Source organism: Planotetraspora kaengkrachanensis (assembly GCF_016862895.1).
Lineage (GTDB): Bacteria > Actinomycetota > Actinomycetes > Streptosporangiales > Streptosporangiaceae > Planotetraspora > Planotetraspora kaengkrachanensis.
This window is the reverse complement of record NZ_BONV01000004.1, coordinates 208775-225456: the sequence shown is the minus strand read 5'-3', so window position 1 is coordinate 225456 and position 16682 is coordinate 208775. Positions and strand designations below refer to the sequence as shown.

General features: G+C 70.4%; 18 protein-coding genes and 2 tRNA genes. 9 read left to right on the top strand and 11 right to left on the bottom strand.

Translation table 11 applies throughout. The features are described from left to right. Positions 1–13: 13 nt before the first annotated feature. Positions 14–589, bottom strand: a complete 576-nt coding sequence (locus Pka01_RS07530; RefSeq protein WP_203881866.1) for a TetR/AcrR family transcriptional regulator — start codon at positions 587–589, stop codon at positions 14–16. 69 nt (positions 590–658) lie between these two features. On the opposite strand from Pka01_RS07530, the gene Pka01_RS07525 reads away from it, so the two are divergent. The 4 genes from Pka01_RS07525 to Pka01_RS07510 all read left to right on the top strand — a co-directional run bounded on the left by Pka01_RS07525 (position 659) and on the right by Pka01_RS07510 (position 3510). Beyond that, positions 659–1228, top strand: coding sequence for a dihydrofolate reductase family protein (locus tag Pka01_RS07525; RefSeq protein WP_203881865.1), 570 nt, complete (start codon positions 659–661; stop codon positions 1226–1228). Positions 1229–1392: 164 nt separating this feature from the next. Beyond that, positions 1393–1461: transfer RNA gene (locus Pka01_RS07520), tRNA-OTHER, on the top strand. Between the two features lie 299 nt (positions 1462–1760). Further along, positions 1761–1819, top strand: a tRNA-Ser gene (locus tag Pka01_RS07515). A 107-nt stretch (positions 1820–1926) separates the two neighbouring features. Beyond that, positions 1927–3510 (top strand): TROVE domain-containing protein, encoded by a 1584-nt coding sequence (locus Pka01_RS07510; RefSeq protein ID WP_203881864.1) that lies wholly within the window; start codon positions 1927–1929, stop codon positions 3508–3510. A gap of 84 nt (positions 3511–3594) precedes the next feature. Here Pka01_RS07510 and Pka01_RS07505 read toward each other — a convergent pair whose 3' ends face one another. Next, complete coding sequence (locus tag Pka01_RS07505) at positions 3595–4311, bottom strand: MBL fold metallo-hydrolase (protein WP_203881863.1); 717 nt, start codon at positions 4309–4311, stop codon at positions 3595–3597. A 122-nt stretch (positions 4312–4433) separates the two neighbouring features. On the opposite strand from Pka01_RS07505, the gene Pka01_RS07500 reads away from it, so the two are divergent. Together Pka01_RS07500 and Pka01_RS07495 are read left to right on the top strand one after the other, a co-directional pair. Continuing rightward, entirely contained in the window at positions 4434–4799 is a 366-nt protein-coding gene (locus Pka01_RS07500; protein WP_203881862.1) for a metalloregulator ArsR/SmtB family transcription factor, read from the top strand. After that, a complete protein-coding gene (locus tag Pka01_RS07495) occupies positions 4796–5293 on the top strand; it encodes an SRPBCC family protein (RefSeq protein ID WP_203881861.1) in 498 nt (165 codons plus the stop codon). The genes Pka01_RS07500 and Pka01_RS07495 overlap by 4 nt, the downstream gene beginning before the upstream one ends. A 44-nt stretch (positions 5294–5337) precedes the next feature. Here the strand turns inward: Pka01_RS07495 and Pka01_RS07490 are convergent, their stop codons facing one another. From Pka01_RS07490 to Pka01_RS07460, 7 genes are all read right to left on the bottom strand, one after another. Then, a complete protein-coding gene (locus Pka01_RS07490; protein WP_203881860.1) occupies positions 5338–5988 on the bottom strand; it encodes a response regulator transcription factor in 651 nt (216 codons plus the stop codon). Then, complete coding sequence (locus Pka01_RS07485; RefSeq protein WP_203881859.1) at positions 5985–8033, bottom strand: sensor histidine kinase; 2049 nt, start codon at positions 8031–8033, stop codon at positions 5985–5987. The genes Pka01_RS07490 and Pka01_RS07485 overlap by 4 nt, the downstream gene beginning before the upstream one ends. Positions 8034–8058: 25 nt before the next feature. Next, the gene (locus Pka01_RS07480; protein WP_203881858.1) at positions 8059–8748 is read right to left on the bottom strand and encodes a hypothetical protein; all 690 of its coding nucleotides are present in this window, start codon (positions 8746–8748) and stop codon (positions 8059–8061) included. A gap of 134 nt (positions 8749–8882) precedes the next feature. Next, the gene (locus Pka01_RS07475; protein WP_203881857.1) at positions 8883–9521 is read right to left on the bottom strand and encodes a maleylpyruvate isomerase N-terminal domain-containing protein; all 639 of its coding nucleotides are present in this window, start codon (positions 9519–9521) and stop codon (positions 8883–8885) included. An 80-nt stretch (positions 9522–9601) separates the two neighbouring features. Beyond that, on the bottom strand, positions 9602–10489 hold the full coding sequence (locus Pka01_RS07470) for a sigma-70 family RNA polymerase sigma factor (RefSeq protein WP_203881856.1): 888 nt from the start codon (positions 10487–10489) through the stop codon (positions 9602–9604). A gap of 109 nt (positions 10490–10598) precedes the next feature. Next, entirely contained in the window at positions 10599–11369 is a 771-nt protein-coding gene (locus Pka01_RS07465) for an alpha/beta fold hydrolase (protein ID WP_203881855.1), read from the bottom strand. Positions 11370–11443: 74 nt separating this feature from the next. Beyond that, on the bottom strand, positions 11444–13762 hold the full coding sequence (locus Pka01_RS07460) for an AAA family ATPase (RefSeq protein ID WP_203881854.1): 2319 nt from the start codon (positions 13760–13762) through the stop codon (positions 11444–11446). A gap of 133 nt (positions 13763–13895) precedes the next feature. On the opposite strand from Pka01_RS07460, the gene Pka01_RS07455 reads away from it, so the two are divergent. After that, complete coding sequence (locus Pka01_RS07455) at positions 13896–14786, top strand: hypothetical protein (RefSeq protein ID WP_203881853.1); 891 nt, start codon at positions 13896–13898, stop codon at positions 14784–14786. Positions 14787–15003: 217 nt separating this feature from the next. On the opposite strand, the gene Pka01_RS07450 is transcribed toward Pka01_RS07455, so the two are convergent. Together Pka01_RS07450 and Pka01_RS07445 are read right to left on the bottom strand one after the other, a co-directional pair. Beyond that, the gene (locus Pka01_RS07450; RefSeq protein WP_203881852.1) at positions 15004–15258 is read right to left on the bottom strand and encodes a hypothetical protein; all 255 of its coding nucleotides are present in this window, start codon (positions 15256–15258) and stop codon (positions 15004–15006) included. Then, a complete protein-coding gene (locus Pka01_RS07445; protein WP_239114809.1) occupies positions 15259–15594 on the bottom strand; it encodes a DUF6247 family protein in 336 nt (111 codons plus the stop codon). A gap of 334 nt (positions 15595–15928) precedes the next feature. Between Pka01_RS07445 and Pka01_RS07440 the strand changes: the two genes are divergently transcribed. Both Pka01_RS07440 and Pka01_RS07435 read left to right on the top strand, forming a co-directional pair. Then, on the top strand, positions 15929–16174 hold the full coding sequence (locus Pka01_RS07440) for a hypothetical protein (protein WP_203881851.1): 246 nt from the start codon (positions 15929–15931) through the stop codon (positions 16172–16174). Further along, on the top strand, positions 16171–16584 hold the full coding sequence (locus tag Pka01_RS07435) for a type II toxin-antitoxin system VapC family toxin (RefSeq protein WP_239114808.1): 414 nt from the start codon (positions 16171–16173) through the stop codon (positions 16582–16584). Before Pka01_RS07440 ends, Pka01_RS07435 begins: the two co-directional genes overlap by 4 nt. The last annotated feature ends 98 nt before the right edge of the window (positions 16585–16682 follow it).

The following is a 16682-nucleotide window of genomic DNA, read 5'->3' as shown; positions in this document are numbered from 1 at the left end:
GCCCGGGGAGCGGTCAGCCCGCGGGGACGATGCGTTCGACCGCGCCGTCGACCAGCTCACGCAGCCGTGCCTCGGTGAACACGCCGGGCAACGTGAGCCGCTCCACGATCAGCCAGTTCATGGCCAGGTAGAGCAGCTCGACCGTCGTGGCGTCTCCGGGCAGCCCCGTCCCGAGGTGGTACTCGACGTTCGCGTCGACGTTCGCCTTGACCTGCTCCGTGAGGACGGCCCGAAGGGCAGGCCTGCGCGTCGCCTCCAGACGCAACTCCAGCAGGGCGAGATAACCGACGCTGTAGGCGCCGATCCGCTCGACCAGATCGTGCATGAGCCCGGTCACCCGTTCGCGGTCGCGCGGGCCCTCCAGGCTTTTGGCCATGGTCGCGACGTCCGGCTGCATGTGCTCGTAGATGCGCGTGCCCGCCTGGGTGAGCAGATCGTCCCTGTTGGCGAAGTAATTGGACGTGGTGCCGCCGGGCACCCCCGCCTGGGCGTCGACGGCACGGAAGGTCAGGCCGCGCGCCCCCTCACGCGCCAGCACGTCGATGGCCGCATCGAGCAACGCCATCCGCCTCGCCTGGTTCTGCCGCATTGACACCACTCCATTTGTAGTACTACGTTCAAACCACTACAGACAGAGTACTACGAATGGACCGCATCAATGCGAAAGCTCGTTTATTACGTCGGCGTGAGCATCGACGGCTACATCGCCGGACCCGGCGGGGAGTTCGACTTCTATCCACTGTCGGACGACATGACCGCGTGGATGACCGCTGAGTATCCGGAGATCGTTCCCAGCCACATCCGATCCCAGATCGGTCTCGACGCGCCCAACGGGCATTTCGACACCGTGGTGATGGGAAGGGGCACGTACCAGCCGGGGCTCGACGTCGGTGTCACCAGCCCCTACGCGCACCTGAGGCAGTACGTCGTCTCCACGACGACACCGGAGATCGCGGATCCCGAGGTCGAACTGGTCGGCGGCGACCCCGTCTCGCTCGTCCGACGGCTGAAGAAGGAGGACGGCCTGGACATCTGGCTGTGCGGAGGCGGGAAGCTGGCCGGCTCACTGCTCCCGGAGATCGACGAGTTGATCGTCAAGAGCTACCCCGTCGTCGCGGGGGGCGGCGTCTCCGCCTTCTCCGGAGCCTTCCGGCCCACGCTCTTCACCCCGTCACGCACACGGTCCTTCTCCAACGGAGCCGCCGTGACCTGGTACGGCAGAGCCTGACGGCCCGGCCCCCGGGAAACGACGGAAACGCGAATCGCCGGATTCTCCCGGCGCCCGTCGAAGCCATGGCACTCCCGGTTCGGCCGCCCCCCGTAATTCGCCGGTCACGGAAAAAACAGAATGCGCGCCGAATATCGCGCCGGATATCGTCTGATCTTGTACCTCCCGGTGCGAAGGCAACGGTTACTTCCTCTGCAAAAGGAGAAACGCGGGTTCGAATCCCGCCGCCGGTTCACGCCGGCGTCGTCCAGCGGCCCAGGACACTTGGTCGCCGTCGCCGCTCCGACCTCGGGTGGGACACAACTTGGCAGGCACCTCCCCGGTGCGAAGGTCCCGGCTACTTCTCCCCAAAAGAAATCCAGCCGGTACCACCTCCGATCTCGGGGAGGCACAACTTCATACGCATCTCCCGGTGCGATGGCGGCAGTTACTTCTTGGTTGAACACCTTCGGGTGGCGGGTTTCGACACCCGCACACTGCCGCCGCCTTTGATCTCGGGAGGAAAACGAATTCAGAATGTGCCCGGTGCGCAGGCGACGGTTACTTCGATTCGGGATCGAGTGGTCGCAGGTTCGAGTCCTGCCGGGGTTTCGGCCCTGTAGCTCAGGCGGCCAGAGCACTTGGCATCCGTCGCCGATCTCGATCTCGGGCACGATTCTGAGCGCGGGCTCCTCCCATATGCAGGAAGGAGCCCCTCCATGTCGAAGTTCAACACGACCGCCGCCCGCCCGGCCGTCACCAGCCCGGTCACGACCGGGCGCACGCCGACCACCACCACGCACGAGGGCGCCCCCGGCTACGTCCGCGACGCGAAGGGTGAGCTCTTCCTCCTCGCCGTCTCCAACATGGTCGGCGAGAGCACCTTCTATGAGAACGCCGCCGACCGCGACGCACGGTTCCGCGCACTCGTGCACCAGGTCGCCGTCGAGGACCTCGACTGGATGAGCCGCTTCCTGCCGTGGCTGCGCGGCGAGGCCAACCTGCGGTCCGCGCCCGTCGTCGCCGCGCTCGAGGCGGTCAGGGCCCGGCTCGCGGCCGGCCTACACGGAGGAAACCGCGAGCTGGTCGCGTCCGTGCTCCAGCGTGCCGACGAGCCCGGCGAGGCCCTCGCCTACTGGACCTCCCGGTACGGCCGGGCGATCCCGAAGCCCGTCAAGCGGGGCGTCGCCGACGCCGTACAGCGGCTGTACACCGAGCGGTCGCTGGCGAAGTACGACGGCGACGCGCGAGGCTTCCGCTTCGGCGATGTGATCGATCTCGTCCACCCTGCGCCGGCCGACGACAAGCACACGCAGGGCGACCTGTTCGTGCACGCGCTCGACCGCCGGCACAAGCGGGACAAGCCGATCCCGGAGTCGCTCGGGATGTTGCGCCGGCGCGCGGAGCTTCTCTCGCTGCCGGTGGACGAGCGTCGCACGGTCATGGCCGCGGACCCCGGACGGCTTCGGTCCGCGGGCATGACGTGGGAGGCGCTGGCGGGCTGGCTGCAGGGTCCGATGGACGCTGCGGCGTGGGAGGCGATCATCCCGTCCATGGGGTACATGGCCCTCATTCGCAACCTCAGGAACTTCGACGAGACGGGCATCGACGACGACCTGGCCGGGCAGATCGCGGCCAAGCTGTCCGCCCCGGAGGAGGTCGCCAGGTCACGGCAGCTGCCGTTCCGGTTCTACTCGGCGTACCGCAACGCGCCGTCGCTGCGGTGGGGCCACGCGCTGGACAGGGCGCTGACGCTCGCCACCCGGAACGTTCCGTCCTTCACGGGCCGGACTCTGGTCCTGGTGGACACCTCGGCGTCGATGACGTCCGGGGCGATCTCGGCACGGTCGACGGTCACGCCGGTCCAGGCCGCCGCGCTGTTCGGCGTGACGCTCGCGGCCCGCGGCGACCAGGTCGACCTCGTCGGGTTCGCCGACGGGACGTTCCGGCACGAGGTCCGGCGCGGCGCTTCCGTGTTGCGTGAGGTCGAGCGGTTCTGCGGACGGATAGGCGAGGTGGGTCACGGCACCCAGATCGCCGACTCGCTGCGGCGCTCGTGGAAGGGTCACGATCGGGCGGTGATCCTGTCGGACATGCAGACCATGACCGGCCACTACGCGAGCGGGGTCACCACGGCGGTGCCGGCGGACATCCCGCTGTACGGCTTCAACCTGCAGGGGTACCGAGCGGCGGCGATGCCGACCGGCCAGGCGAACCGGCACGAGTTCGGCGGGTTCTCCGACGCGTCGTTCCGGCTGATCCCGCTGCTCGAGGCGGGCAGGTCGGCCGGCTGGCCGTTCTGACCGCATTGTGCGCGTGACGCCTCGCGCCACCTCCATGGGGGCGGTGGCGTGAGGCGTCCGCGCGTGCAGCGGAGCGTGCAGGCGTCAGGCCTTGAACGACCGCGCCTGCTCCAGGGTCCAGGGCTCGCTGTGGCTGTCGACGTACCAGTCGTACTCGTCGCGGACGAGGCCCGCCACCATCGTCAGGTCGGGTGCGTCGTCGGGGGAACGCAGATGCGCGGGCGGCGGGTAGTAGCAGTCGCCGAGCAGCGCGACGGACGAGTCGGGGACGAGCACGATCGTCGAGTCGGGTGCGTGCGCGCCGCCGACATGGCGCAGCCGTACGCCGGTGGGAAGGGTCAGTTCGTCGGTGAAGACGCGTCGCGGCGGCAGGACGGTGAAGCCGTCCCAGGTGTCCATCGCGAGCGCGCGTGCGCGGAAGCTCGGGCCCAGGAGCGGATTCGCGCGGACCTCGTCACGCAGGTAGCGGTGGCTCCACGCCCGGGCCGCCTCACGCCGGAGGATCTCCTGTCCGGCGACGTGCCCGATGATCTCCACGTCGGGCCAGGCGCACGCGCCCCAGACGTGATCCCAATGATGATGCGTGTAGACCAGCCATCTGGCCGGTGGCAACCCCGCCGCGTCCATGGCGTGCCGGATCTCCCGGGCGTGCGTGGGGCTCTGCCCTGCGTCGACGACCACGCTCCCCGCGTCGTCGGCGACGACGGCGACGCTGCCCCGGATGTTGTCCGGATCCGGGTCGCCGGGAACGAGCCAGACGCGTCCCGCGAGCGGCCGTATGTCGATGATGTCGATGCTCATCAAACCCTCTCGAACGGTGCCGATCGATCGGCTCTCTCTTACTGTGCCGAAACTTCCCAGGCTCGCGAAAGACGCGCGTACGGGCTCTCGCGAAAGCGTAACCAAGGGGTTACGCTTTCTGCATGGACGAGGTGGCGGCGGCGATCATGGATCCCGTACGGCGCGAAATCCTGCTGATGCTCAGGAACGGGCCGCTGTCCGCGGGGCAGATCGCCGGGCGTTTCTCCGTCAGCAGGCCCGCCGTGAGCCGGCACCTTCGCGTGCTCAGGGAGAGCGGGCTGGTCCACGACGAACTGGTCGGCAGGCAGCGGTTCTACACGCTCGACGCCGGACCTCTCACCGAACTCGCCGAGTGGATCAGCCGGTTCACCCGGCCGTCCGGGTGGGAGCACCGCCTCGACGCACTCGAGACGGAGGTCCACCGGACCCGGCGCGAGCGCCGCACGGCGTCCCAGGAAAGTGACCGAGTAAGGAAGGACACCGCATGACTCTCACGCCAACCGGCCGGCTGCTTCGCACCGCCACCGGCAGCGATCTGGTCGTCAGCCGCAGGTTCCGCGCGTCCGCCGAGGACGTGTGGGCCAGTGTCACCGAATCCGACCGGACCGCCCGCTGGTTCGGGCCGTGGGAGGGCGAGGCCGCTCCAGGCCGGGTCATCAAGGTGCAGATGGCGTACGAGGAGCAGGCACCGTGGTGCGAGATGCGGATCGACGCGTGCGAGCCGCCGAGACGGCTGGCGTTGTCGACGACCGACGAGTTCGGTGCCTGGCGGCTGGAACTGTCGCTGGCCGAGACGGACGGCTCGACGGAACTGCGGCTCGTGCACCACCTGACCGGCGAGGACGGCGTCGGTGAGGTGGGCCCGGGCTGGGAGTACTACCTGGACATGCTGGTGGCCGCCCGCGAAGACTCACCCCTGCCCGACTTCGCCGACTACTACCCCTCGATGAAGGACTACTTCGAGGCGCTGGCCATGGCCTGAAGGCGCGGACGCGCCGGCGTCCCCCTGTAAGACGCTCGCCGGCCTCACCCGTCGGCGACCAAGCCGGCCTCGCGCGCCTTCACCGCGGCCTGGACCCGATCCGCGACGTGGATCTTCGCGAACACGTTGGACACGTGATTGCGCACGGTCTTCTCACTGAGCACCAGCCGCCGGGCGATGTCGGCGTTGGAAAGCCCCCGGCCCACGAGGGCGAGCACCTCCACCTCCCGCTCGGTGAGCTGCGGGAACGGGCCCTCCACCCGCCGGCGGGTCCCCGCTCCTGTCAGGAAGGCCAGCGCCTGGTCCGCGACCGCCCTGCCGAAGACCACCTCTCCGGCGGCGACGGCGTGGATCGCCGCGACGATCCGTTCCTGATCCGCGCCCTTGACCAGGTAGCCGCGGGCGCCGGCGCGCATGGCGGCGAACAGCCGCTCCTCGTCCTCGTGCATGGTCAGCACCAGCACGGCGACGCCGGGGTGGTCCGCGAGCAGTGCCCGGGTGGCGTCGATGCCGCTGCCGTCCGGAAGATGCAGGTCCATCAGGACGACGTCGGGCGCGCATTCGCGGGCCGCCGCGAGGGCCTGCGCGGCGTCCGCGGCCTCGCCGGCCATCTCGAGGGAGTCCTCTCCGCCCAGTACGGCCCGCAGCCCCGCGCGGAAGACCGGATGGTCGTCGACGATGAGGACGCGGATCATGCGGCACCTCCCGCCGTCGACGGCTCCGCCGTCTCTTCTCGAGGTGTGGGTCCTTCCTGAGCCGACACGTGCAGGACCGCGGTGATCACCGTACCGCCCTCCGGGGCCGTCGCCGCGTCGAAGGCGCCCCCGAGCTCCGCCGCCCTCTCGGCCATCGAGGCGAGACCTACTCCGCCTCCCTGGCCGGCCTTCCGCGTGAGGCCCACCCCGTCGTCCGCGACCCGGATCGTCAGCCGATCCTCCAGGTCGATGCTGATCCTGCAGTTGCCGGCGTGGGCATGCCGGACGGTGTTGGTCACGGCCTCCATCACGATCCGGTAGGCGGCGACCTCGACCGCCGCCGGCAGCGTGTCCAGCTCCGCCGGTCCGGTCACCGTGACCTTCAGCCCTCCGTCACGCACCGTCACCGTCTCGGCGTGTTGCCGCAGCGCCGCCATGAGTCCCAACTCGTCCAGCGCCGCGGGGCGCAGGTCGTGCACGATACGGCGCACCTCGTTGAGCCCCGACCGGGCCTCTCCCTCCAGTCCGCCGAGAAGGTCCGTCAGCGACGATCCCTCCCGTTGCGCGGTCCGGGCGGCCGCCCCGATGCCCAGCGCCATTCCGGCCAGCGCGGGCCCGAGCCCGTCATGGAGATCACGGCGCAGGCGCCGGCGCTCCTCCTCGCGGGCCAGCACGATCCGCTCCCGGGAGCGCCGCAGGTCATGGGTGAGCTGTACGGCGGCGACCGCCGGGCCGACCTGGGCCGAGAAGGCGGACAGCAGCGTCGCGTCGGCCACGTCGAGCGCGCGCTGCCCCGGCCGCAGGCCGACGACCAGGGTCGCGACCAGCGAGCCCGCAGAGTGCAGCGGCACCTCGTGGCAGATCTCGGGCCGCTCACCCGCGTCCGCGGCGGGCGCGGAGTCCCCGGGAAAGGACACCGCCGCGTACGGCACGCGCAGGCTCCTCCGGACGGTCTCGACGACCGTCGCGGGCACCTCGTCGGGATGGGGTGCGGTGGCGAGTCGCTCGCCGAGGCGGGTCATGGCCGTGTACGGATCACGCCGTTCTCCGTACACCGCCCGGTCGGTGATCCGCTGCACCGCCTCCCGTACCGGGGCGAGGAAGACGGCGACGGCGACGGCCGCCACGACGGCACCGACCCCGGCGCCGCCCAGGGTCCGCCCCAGGACGCCGACTCCGAACGCGAAAACGCCGACGATGAGCAGCGACACCAGGGCGTACCCGACGGTGCGCGACAGCAGGAGGTCGCCGTCGAACCAGCCGTGCCTCAGGACGGCGGCGGCCAGGCACAACGGGAACGCCACCGTCATCGCGAGCGACAACAGCCAGCCGACGCTGAACAGGCCGGTGACGAACAGGCCGAACAGCGCGACCAGGAACCAGCCGAGCTGGCCCCGCTGCGGTGGCTCCGCCCGCCACCAGCGCACGACAAGGCCGACCACCGAAGCCACGCCGGCGCCGACGATGGCGATCAGGCCGACGAAAGCGACCGGCGCGGTCTCCCACCCCGGGGCGTACGGGTGTGCCAGCCCGGGGAAGACGTCGACCAGGAACTCGCGGCTGAACAGGCCACCGAGCGACAACGCCGCCAGCCCGAGCGCGGCCAGCCACAACACGGGTCGCCACCGCCGCGACGGCAGCTTCCCGGTCGGGTAGAGCAGGGCGATCCATCCCAACCCGAAGCCGACCGCGGGCAACCAGATCGAGGCGGCCACCGGCGCGAGCACCTCGCCAATGGTGCCGACGAGTCCAGGGAAGGGCAGCAGCTCGTCGACCACGCCGACGAGTGACACGGTGACGGCGTTCAGCACGGCCTCCGTGAGCAGCAGCCAGCCGAACCGGTTGGCCGGCTGGCCGCGCAACACCAGGATCGCCGCCACGCCGAAGGCCGGCGCCAGCACGCTCTGCCGTAGCTCGGATCCGGTGGCGAGCTCCGCGAACGGGTGTCCCGCCCGTACGGCGAGGAGGAGGCCCAGCACGACGGCGAGTGTGCAGGCGGCGGTTACCACGGTGGCGATGCGTGCGGCCCGGGAAACGGTCGGCACGGGCCCTCCTCTCTCTAACGGCGACTCAGTGTCCCGTGACCGTCGATCGTGCGGAAATCACGCCATAAGCGACGCCCACGGTGCCGACCAGCAGGATCGCGTGCGACATCGGCACGAGGCCGAGGAAGTCCACGACGAGGAAGACCACGATGAGCGCCGGCGCCCAGCGGGGGACGGCCTTCGACATCCACAGGGCGACCATGAGCAGCACCAGCCCGAGGAACATGCCGATCAGCATGCACAGGAACACCATGGTGGCGAACCCGCTCTCGTCCAGCGCCGTGAACAGCGCCTCCACCTGCGCCACGTCGCCGCCGGAGGCCGCGACGCCGCCGAAGACGGCGTACTCCGTGCCTTGGATGGCCGCCACCGCGGTCACCGCGAGCACGCCCACGGCCGCACCGATCATGCTCAGTCGCGGAGCGCGGCCGCGGGCCAGAACCGCGAAGACCACCAGCATCCCGATCAGCGCGGGCACGGCGAGAAAGCCGACGATCTTGGTGAGGGTGAAGGCGTCGAGGTTGGCGGAGATCCAGGTGAAGCGTTCGGCGTCGTCGGCGCTGGCAGGTTCCAGAAGCTCCTCGGCGACCTGAAGAGCCGGGCCGAGCACGAGCGCGGCGGCGGCGCCGATCCGCAGCGGCATGCTCCAGCGCTGCTGCGGCCGGAAAGTCGAGGACTGGGATTCCTCTAGACGTGCGGAATCGCTGACGGACATGGCTTCCTCCTCGGTGCGGGCCGCCCGGTGCGGCGGCCTTCGCGGAGGAGCATGCGCCCGGAGGAGTCCCGGGCGCCTGAGTCCGCCGTCCCGACCTCAGTGCGGGACAACACGTCCCGCACGAGGACCGGGGCCTACAGCGCGGAGATCGAGGCGGGCGCGCGCTCGGCGCGGCTGAGCGCACGCAGCACACTGGTCGCGCCATGGCGGCGCAGGGCGATGCGGGTCAGGATGTCGACCACCGTCTCCACGACCTCGGCGGGCAGTTCGGGCGTCGGCACTCCCACGCTGTGAGCCAGGTCGTCGCTGTGGACGACCACCTCCAGCATCCGGCTGGCCACGAAGTCGTCCAGGCTGATCGACCACGCCCCCCACGAGGGGCGCCGTACCGGCCGCGACGGTGCGGCGGGCAGCACCGTGCGCAACTCCTGGACGGTCGCCTCCACCTGGGCCGCCAGCGCGGCGGGGCCGTCCTTCGCGGCCTGTTCCCCGCTGGTGCGGATGAGCACGTTGAACGGATCGTCGAGATCCGATCCGATCCAGCTCACCCGCGCGTAGTACTCGTGGAGCGGGATGACCTCCTCGGTGGGCACCGGCTCGGCGAGCATCTTGGGGATGAAGAAGATCTGCCCGGCCAGATGGCCGGCGAGGCCCTGGACGCTGAGCTTGGGCAATGAGCTCGGCTCGTGCCATGCGCTCGCCACCTGGGGAGAGGCGAGCAGGTCGGCCGCCGACGCGGCCGCCGTGAGGTAGAGGTCCCTGATCTGAGCCATTCCACGCCTCCAAGGGGGATGCGATCTCCGCCGCCGGCCGAAACCCTATGCTGCCGGCGAGCAGGATGTGGAGCCCCCGGTCAGGCGCTCTCGAGCCCGGACAGGTCGAGCCGTCCCAGTCGGTCGAGGTCGGCCAGCACGTCGATCGCGACGATCACGCCGTCCCTGACGGTGAATCCCATGACCGACACGGGGCGTCCGCTCACGACGACGACCGCGCCCGCGGCGCCGTTGACCAGGGCCGGGCGCACCGTCGCGTCCGGGTGGGCGAACATCAGCGCCCGGCCCGCGATCGCCGCCGCCCCCCGGGTCACCCCGGTGACCTGCGGACGCGTGGCGCCGCCGTCCGAGTGCATCTCGGCTTCCGGGTCCAGCAGCGCGACGAGGGCGTCGAAGTCACCGCGGTGAGCCGCCTCGTAGAACGCACGGACCGCTTCCTGCTGCCGTGTCAGATCGGCGTCGGGCTGCGGCCCGCCCGCCCGGACCCGGCCTCGGGCGCGGCTCGCCAGCTGCTTGGTCGCGTCCGTCGACCGGCCGAGCATCGCCGCGATGTCGTTGAACGGCACGGCGAACATGTCGTGCAGCACGAAGGCCAGCCGCTCGGCGGGGTTGAGGGTCTCCAGGACCACATACAGGGCGAGCCCGACCGACTCGGCGAGCAACGCCTCCTGCTCCGGGTCGACGCCGCCCGCCGGGCTCACGATCGGATCCGGCACGTGGACGTCCAGCGGCTGCTCACGCCGCGAGCCACGCGCCCGCAGCATGTCCAGGCAGATCCGGCCGGTCACCGTGGTCAGCCAGGCGCGCAGGTTCGCCACGTCGCCGGTGTCGGAGCGGCTGAGCCGAAGCCAGGACTCCTGCACCGCGTCGTCCGCCTCGTGGAGCGAGCCGAGCATCCGATACGCGACCGAGCGCAGATGCGCCCGGTGCTCGTCGAACCGCTCGGCCAGCCAGTCCTGCTCCGCCATGATCCACCCTCACCCGTCACGTGCGTTCATGACTATGACGTAGCGAACAGGGCCGAGGTGACACGAGGCCGCCGAAGTTCCCGGCGGCCTCGCCGGCGGGGGACCTCGGTCACCCGGTGAGGATCCTGGCGAAGGCGGCCGGATGAGCCAGGTGCGGGAAGTGACCGCTGCCCGGGAGGACGGTGACGGCGACGCCGGGCAGGGCCGACTCCAGCCAATGACGGTAGGCGGGATCCGGTTCGCCGCCCGTCACGTAGTCGTACGCGATGCCGCGTGAGCGGATGACCTCCAGGTCGCGCACCCGCCGTGCACCGAGGTCGGCGGCGGGCACGGTCATGACCTCGTCCCAGTACCCGAGGAGGAGGTCCTGCCGCGGGGTCGTGGCCGTACGGACGAGTTCCCGCGCCTGCGGCGGCAGCAGGTCGATGTGCATGCCGGCGAGCATGGACTCCCAGACCTCTCCGTACGCCGGGCTGCGCAGGACCGGCTCGGCCCTGCGCAACACGTCTCCGAAGCCGCCCACCAGCAGAGGTTGATCCACGTTGACGACGCCCCTCGCCGGATACGTCGCGGCGTAGATCGTCGCCAGCACGCCGCCGAGCGAGTGCCCGACGACGATCGGCGCGTCGAGCCCGGCCTCGGTCACCGCCTGGTGCAGGACCGCGACGACCTCGTCGAGCCGGTAGGAATCACGTCGCGGCGAGCCTCCGTGCCCGGGCAGGTCGAGGGCCAGTGCCCGCCGGTCCCCGTCGACGGCGGCCAGTTCGTCCAGTACCGGGCCCCACTGCCGCCGGTCATACGAGAGACCGTGCAGGAAGACCAGCGGCGGCCGATCGTCGGCCGTGCCGCGGCTGTCGGCGGAAAGACCACCGAATCGCATGTTCCACTCCCATCCCCGATGGTTTGCACAGGGGAGGCGTGACTCCGGCGTGCACAACCTGTACGTGGCGGGGGTCACACGTCCCAGCGGGCCGGGCCGCCCGGCGCGGGTTGGTACCGGAAGAACCGGCCGGTGTGCAGCGATGCGCGCAGATGGGCCCCCGCCAGTGGCGCGGCCGACTCCACTCGTTTGACGGTCGCCCACAACGCACGGGTGGCGTTGACCCGGGCACGTTCGGCCTCTGCGTCCTGTGCCCTCGACCGGCCGCCAAGCCCGGTGGCCCGCCGCAACTCGGCCAGCAGCGCGGTCCGCTCCGCCTGGGCGGCCGACGCCCGTTCGACGTCACCGGCCCGGTCGGCCGCGTCGAACTGCTCGTCGAGCACTCGCAACCGACGCCGATAGGCGGTGCGGGCGGCCTCATCGAGCATCGGGTCGCCTTCGGGGACCCGCAGGCCCGCGCCTCCCGCCACGAGGTCCAGCGCCGCGATCTCCTGGCCGGGCGCGGCCAGCAGCGCACGCAGGTACCGCATGCCGCGGTGGTCCCGCAGTCGCACGCTCTCGGTTCCGGCGTCGAGACGCCAGTCGTCGCCGTCGCGGGCCAGCCGCCACTCGCCGGGTGCGGGGGCGAGCCTGGCGAGGAGTCCCGTCATGCCGAGACGCTCCGCCATCGACCGGGCCCGATCGAGGTCCGAACCGGCGCGCGACCCGTCTCCCTCTCCGTCGCGCATGGACAGTGCCCGGGCCCGGGCCGCCAGGGTCCACGCGAGCCAGGGCAGCGCTCCGATCCGCTGCGCCAGCGCCGCCGCGCCGTCCAGATGGGAGACGGCCTGGTCGAGCCTGCCCAGTCGCAGGGCCAGCCGTCCCAGGTAGTCGTCCACCGGCCCGGTGATCGTGTTGGCCCCGCCCCAGACGACCAGACGTCCCTGGTACGGCAGCAGCGCGTCGTACAGGGCCTGCGCGGCCGCCGCATCCCCGGTCCGTGACGCCACGATCGCCAGGTCGGCCACGACCCCCAGCCAGCGTGGTCCGGACCCGGCGAGCACGGAGGGCAGCAACCTCTCCAGTTCGAGTCCCGCCTCGACTTCACGCCCCGACTCGGCCAGTGACCTGGCCGCTGTCGCCTCGAAGAAATGGCCGGGCAGCCGCCGGGCGAGCTCCTGCCAGGGATCGACGAGCGTCTCGAACTCGCCCCGGACCGCGGCGAGGGCGGCGCGCAACGACCCAGCAAGGCGCTCGGTGTCGCTCAGCCCCGCCCGCCGTCCACGCACGGCGACCTCGGCTGCGAGCCCCGCGGCCAGGTCGAACCTGCCGCGGACCGTCGCCAGCATCGCCTGGCGCGCCAGGACCACCACCGCCGCCTCGGCGTCCCCGGCCAGTTCGGCCGCCCGGGCGTACGCGGTGAGCGCCGCCTCGGCCGGTCCCAGCTCACCCAGCTCGGCCAGGGCGACGAAGCGCCAGAAAAGGCCCCGCCGTTCGGCCAGGGCGTCGCAGGCCTGCCGCGCCTGCTCGACGATCTCCGTCGCGGTGGTCAGGCGTTCATGCGCGGCCGCCGGATCCCACAACGCGTGCAGCCGGGAGTCGAGGACCTCGGCGATCGTGCCGGGATCGCCGGCCGTCCGGGCCAAGGCGACCGCTTCGTCGACCAACTCGCGTCTGCGTGCCCCGCCCGACGGGTCGCCCAGTGACTCACGGGCGAGCCTGGCCAGCACCCGGGCCCGGGTGGCCGGCGGCGACGGACGCTCGGCAGCCGCCTCCAACAGGCGGATCAGGCCGGCGTCGAGGTCGAGGAACTCCGCCCGCGACGGTGCCGTCAGCGCCAGGTGGGTCACCGCATCGGCCGTGGCGTCGAGGCCGGCCAGCTCACGGGCGAGTCCGATGGCGGCTCCTGGCAGCCCGCCCGATGCCAGCCAGATCGCATGGGTCGCGTCGGCGGGCAGGTCCGATGTCAGCAGGGCGAGTTCCGGCTCGGTCAGGCCGCGCAGCCGGATCTCCGGCGTCAGTCCGAGGGGATCCTCGGCCGTCGCGAGCAGCACGGTCGCGCCTGAGGAGAGACGGGCGGCGAGCTGGGAGACGAAGTCGACGGCCTCCGTGCCTGCGCGGTCGACGTCGTCGATCAGGAGCAGCCGCAGCTCGACACGCGGGGGCTCGTCGCGCGGCCGACCTTCGATTTCGCCCGGCGACGGCACCGAGATCGGCGAACCTGAGTTGAGGCCCGTCACGCGGACGACCGTGATCCCCCGCGCCTGCGCCAGATCCGCCGCGACGCCGATCAGCGCCGTCTTACCGGCTCCCGGCGGTCCCGTGACGATGAGATGTCCGCCGAGCCCGGCCGCGGCCCGGTCGAGCAGCTGTTCCACCGCAGCCAGAACGCCGCGACGGCCGATCAGGGTCACTTCCGCAGGGTATCGATGGCGGCCGGCGCCGACATGAGCGGCGGGGACGGTTCGCCCGTGCCCATGCGGGCTTGCGCGGTGGGCGGCTGTTGGTCTGAACTTGGTGCGACAGCCGTACGACAAAGGAAGGCCAATGGCCACCGGCCGTGTCGACATCGTCGAGCAGAACCCGCGCGGGCCCCGCTGGGTTGGAACGTTGGTGCTGGTCGCTCTCCTGGCATTGCCGCTCATCGGGATCCTCGCCGACCGGGAAACGAGCCGCCCCGTCCCGATCGTCACTCCCGTCCCCCTGCGCAACGCGATCAGCGTGACACCCAACGCCGTCTACCCGACGGCGAGCGATCAAGGCGACATGAGGACGATGCGGGTCGCCTTCCCCGACGGGTCGAAGGCGGCGATCACCTACCCCGCCGATCTGAACCTGTCCTCCCTGGGCGTGCGGCCGTACGTGAGCGGGACTCTCGCCGGGGACGCGGACGGGGACGCGAGCGAGTTCCGCTCCCTGACCGCCCCGCTGTACGGCGAGGCCGAGACCGCCGCCGGGCGCCCGATGATCCGGCGCCTCACCGGCAATGTCACGGTGTGGCCCGGGCCGCTGGGAGTGGACTCCGCCGGTTCCGTCCTGCTCTTCGCCTTCGGCGACTGGCGGATCGCCCTGCAGGACACCTCCGCCGGAATGACCTTCGAACAACGGCTGGCCTGGGCGGAGCACCTGCACGGCAGCCTCACCCCGGACGGTTTCCTCACCCTCTCGGCCGACGGCCCCGTACGGCTCTCGCGACCGGGTCAGACCCGTGAGGGCGTGCTCGTCGGGCCGCAGTTGTGGCTCGGCGGGCTGAGCCGCCGGATGCTGGTGCTGGCTCCGATCCCCGACTGCGAAAGGGCGAGCAAGGCACGCGTCGTCCTCGACTCACGCCACCCCATCTCGGGGAGCGTCTGCCGTGGCGGCTTCTACCTGGCGGCCTCGGGCGACGAGGAGTTCGTACGAAGCGCGCTCAAGGATGTGCGCGTACGTCCCCAGTAGCCCGAAGCCACCGCCGAACGATCGCGCCCATGCGACCCCTCGAACCCGCCAGGCGGCACGACGAGGGGTCGGTCACCGGTCCCGACGAACACCACGGCCCGTCATGGTCGAAAGGCCGCGCCTCGCCGGTTGGGACCGGGCAGGCGACGCCCGTTCCATCAAGGCCGAAATGCCCGAGAACAACAACGAAAGATGAGCGCAGACCCGTCTTTATCGGTCAACCGTGCCAGAGGACCTGCAGGACGACCACGCGCAACTGATCTTCGAGAATGAGGTAGATGGCCAGCCCTTGCCGATGATCCCCGAAGGCATGAGTGCGCATGTTCGCGTATGGACGCTTCCTGTTATAGGAGTCGCCACTCCACGGGTGGATCTCAAGCAAGTCGACAAGCGATGCGAATGAAAGCAGTCCCTCCTTGGGGAGAACGGCGATCTGCTCCGACGCGTCGTCACCCGTCTCCACCGAGTACATTCACAACCCCAGTCGAGCCTTGGTCTCAGCCCACGATCGGGTGGGAACTTCCTCCCCGCGGGTCAATCGATCCGCTTGATCCAGCATCGCCCGGTGAACCGCAGCGTCGGCTGACGACCATGCGACTCGCCACCACCGTTCGATGAACGAAGTCACGACGGTCAGATCGAGCGTCTCCGTCGCCTCGGCCATGACCGCCCGGAACTCCCGGTCGAAGTCGCCGACCTCTTCGGGAAGCAGAGCAGCCCGGATCGCACGTGGCGTCTTGTCCGGCACGGCCAGGAACGGCGCCACGGTGCTGGGCCCATGTGGTTCTGCGGTCATCGTCTCGGTCACCTCCCTTTGCCAGGCTAGAGGATCCCTCCGACACTTGCCGGGGGCAACTGAGATCCACGGCGGCCGCGGCAAGCCTGGCTTCCAAAATTCCATCTCGCCGAACCTTGAATGCCCTGCCTGGATCATCACTCGAAGATCCGTACCTCCGGTGAGTGAGGTCCATCGTCCAGCTTCCTCGGGCGAGCTCATCACCTCTCGGGCACCGTGCCGAAGGGTCACATAGCTTGACGCCGGTGCCGCCGAGACCTCAACGATCAATCGATACAGGCGGCGATCATGCTAGGAGCCGACAAGGTCTCCTGGTTCGGAAACCATGGCGACGTACACTGTGAGCATGACCGCGGCGCATGATTACGAGGATCTGCACGCCTTGGTGGACAGGCTGAGCCCTGACCAGGCGCGCGATCTACGTGCCGTCGCTCTCCGGCTGGTGGAGGCCAATGAGAGCCTGGATCAGCCAGACACCGAGCGAAGCAGCCGGCGGCGGTTGTCATTCATCGGCACCATGAGCTCCGGAGTCGGCGATCTGGCCGAACGCCATGAAGAGATCCTCCGCGAGGGGTTGAATCGTCCGGTGTGACGATCCTTCTCGATACGGGCCCGCTGGTCGCGGCTCTGGATGCCGACGACAAGGACTATGTGCGTTGCTCTGAGCTCCTGCAAACCGCTTCAGGACCGCTGCTGGTTCCCGTGACCGTAATGGTGGAAGTGTGCTGGCTCATCGAGAAGTACCGAGGCGCGCTCGCGGAGGCCGCCTTCCTCAGCTCTATCGACAGCGGCGAGCTGGAGTTGATCGCTGTGGAGCCGAAGGACATTACGCGCATCGCGGAGCTCGTGCGACTGTATAAGGATCTTCCCCTGGGCGCAGTCGACGCATCCGTGATCGCGATCGCTGAGCGGCTCGGGTTCCCAGCGGTTGCGACTCTGGATCATCGCCACTTCAGTATCGTGCGCCCCCTACACGTCGCCGTTCTCCAACTGCTTCCGTAGCAGCATTCGCCGCCTCTGACGGGTCACATAGCTTGACGCTGGTGCCAACGATGCCGCAGTGGCCCGGCGTCGAACAGCACGTGTTTCAGCGTGAACGC